The 2,075-nt window shown below is 48.7% G+C and carries 3 protein-coding genes; all 3 read right to left on the reverse strand.

The features are described from left to right. Positions 1–1,013, reverse strand: a 1,013-nt coding sequence (locus BZG79_RS14670) for an RHS repeat-associated core domain-containing protein (RefSeq protein ID WP_242414210.1), incomplete at its 3' end; no start/stop codon positions are given. A gap of 41 nt (positions 1,014–1,054) precedes the next feature. Continuing rightward, positions 1,055–1,342 carry an Imm31 family immunity protein gene (gene imm31 / locus BZG79_RS14675; RefSeq protein ID WP_199877961.1) on the reverse strand — a complete coding sequence of 96 codons (288 nt, stop codon included), beginning with the start codon at positions 1,340–1,342 and terminating at the stop codon, positions 1,055–1,057. A 7-nt stretch (positions 1,343–1,349) separates the two neighbouring features. Continuing rightward, on the reverse strand, positions 1,350–2,075 hold a 726-nt coding region (locus BZG79_RS16500; protein WP_199877963.1), incomplete at its 5' end, for a polymorphic toxin type 17 domain-containing protein.

A 2,075-nucleotide genomic window follows, 5' to 3' on the forward strand; every position in this document is an offset into this window, starting at 1 on the left:
ATCTTAGCTTTATTATACTCATCATTAAAAGCTACTCCTCGGGCATCTACTCTTTCTTTATCAAAAGAATTAACTTTATTACCGCGATTTGTAATTGATATATCTTTTCCTCTGACACCAGTTTTAGTGCCATATTCTTCAATGTACGCCTGTTCATAACCTCTCGCTTGAGCATAGTTTAAATCACTCTCTAACACGACTAGCTGAGCATCTCCAGCTAAACGGCCAGAAGATAAGTGCTGTAACTCTCGTTTAGTAGGGTTATTTGATATTCCTATATAGTACGGTTTACTAGCACCTTCATCATACAAACCATAGACCGAGAATCCCCCCTGATTTAATGGGGTCAACCCCAACGGATCCACCCACTCCAGAGGGTTGGCAACATACGCCTGTGGCCTTAATCCACCTGCAAACCCTATTGGGTCGGGGCTAAGATACTGGCCACTGTCTGCATCGTAATAACGGTTTACGTTATAGTAAAGGCCCGATTCTGGGTCTTCGAGTTGCCCTTGGTAGCGAAGATCACACTGTATGCTGTCGTTGGCCGCTTCTTCGCATCGTYGCCAGTGGCGTTGTGATTGCCCGTGGTAATGGCCCCATAGCGCTTGCTCGCCCCGCCAGACAATATCACCTTGTTCATTACACAGCTCTTGCGGTGTGCCCGCGTGGTCGGTCACGATGTAATGCAGCTCGCTGCCTTGCTCATGGTGGGTCACTTGCGCCATCGGGCGGAARCTGCCGGGCTCGTAGAGGTATTCGGTTTGTTGCAACACCTGCCCATCAGCGGTGGCCTGTTGTTGCTGCACAATGTGCGCGCCGTCCCACAGGTAGTGAGTCTGTGTGTCGCTGTGCGCACATTCTTTGGCGATGCGTCGCCCAAAGGGGTCGTAGCGGTAGCGATACCGCGTGCCGTTGGGCAGTTCAATGTGGGTTAAACGGTCATCCGCGTTCCAGCTAAACCGCGTCACCTGTGGCCGGTAGCCCGTTTTGTTCTCGGTCTTTTCAATCACCCGGCCGCAAGCATCATAGCGATAACGAAAACGGCCCGTTTCTATGAGTCTTTTAAATATCCCTCACCACTTTGATGGCCCACCCTTACAGTAACAGAGTCACCATAATAGAAATTTTCTTTTTTCAGAACTTTACCTGTCGATTCAATGTCATTTTCGGATAAACTCCATACTTCCTCGGTATCAGTGATTTGGACTGAATAAAACCAATGCCCGGTGTCGTCTGGAGTCATTCYCAAAATTACAGCTTCTTGCCCTTTAACTTCGGCGAATGCTGAATCAGAGGAAGTTATTTTTACTACTTCAAAGAATTCATATAGAGCTTGCATGTGACACCTATTTGTGTGTAATTCTACCATCAAGAGATACGTTTGCATGACTTCCATCACGTGTGACCCAGCCTATTTTTTTTCTTCCTGTTTTCGAGAGCTGAACGTCCCATTCAAAATCTTGCCCTGCTGTTCTTGATGGTCCTTTAACCCATTCATTACCAAACCTATCAATAAATCCACCTTGAGGGCCTTTAGGTAGTGGATTAGATGGGTTGTAACCCTTAGGAGGTACGAACCTGATTTTTCCCTTAGTGGGCAATTGTTCTTTTTTTAACCGACCTTTGACTGATGTAATCTTTTTGGAGCAAGATCCAGCCAACCCCAACGGATCCACCCACTCCAGTGGGTTGGCAACATAGGCCTGCGGCCTTAATCCACCCGCAAACCCTATTGGGTCGGGGCTAAGATACTGGCCACTGTCTGCATCGTAATAACGGTTTACGTTATAGTAAAGGCCCGATTCTGGGTCTTCGATTTGCCCTTGGTAGCGAAGGTCACACTGTATGCTGTCGTTAGCCGCTTCTTCGCGTCGTTRCCAGTGGCGTTGTGATTGCCCGTGGTAATGGCCCCACAACGCTTGTTCGCCCCGCCAGACAATATCACCTTGTTCATTACACAGCTCTTGCGGTGTGCCCGCGTGGTCGGTCACGATGTAATGCAGCTCGCTGCCTTGCTCATGGTGGGTCACTTGCGCCATCGGGCGGAAGCTGCCGGGCTCGTAGAGGTATTC

Source organism: Salinivibrio sp. MA427 (genome assembly GCF_001996115.1).
Classification (GTDB): domain Bacteria; phylum Pseudomonadota; class Gammaproteobacteria; order Enterobacterales; family Vibrionaceae; genus Salinivibrio; species Salinivibrio costicola.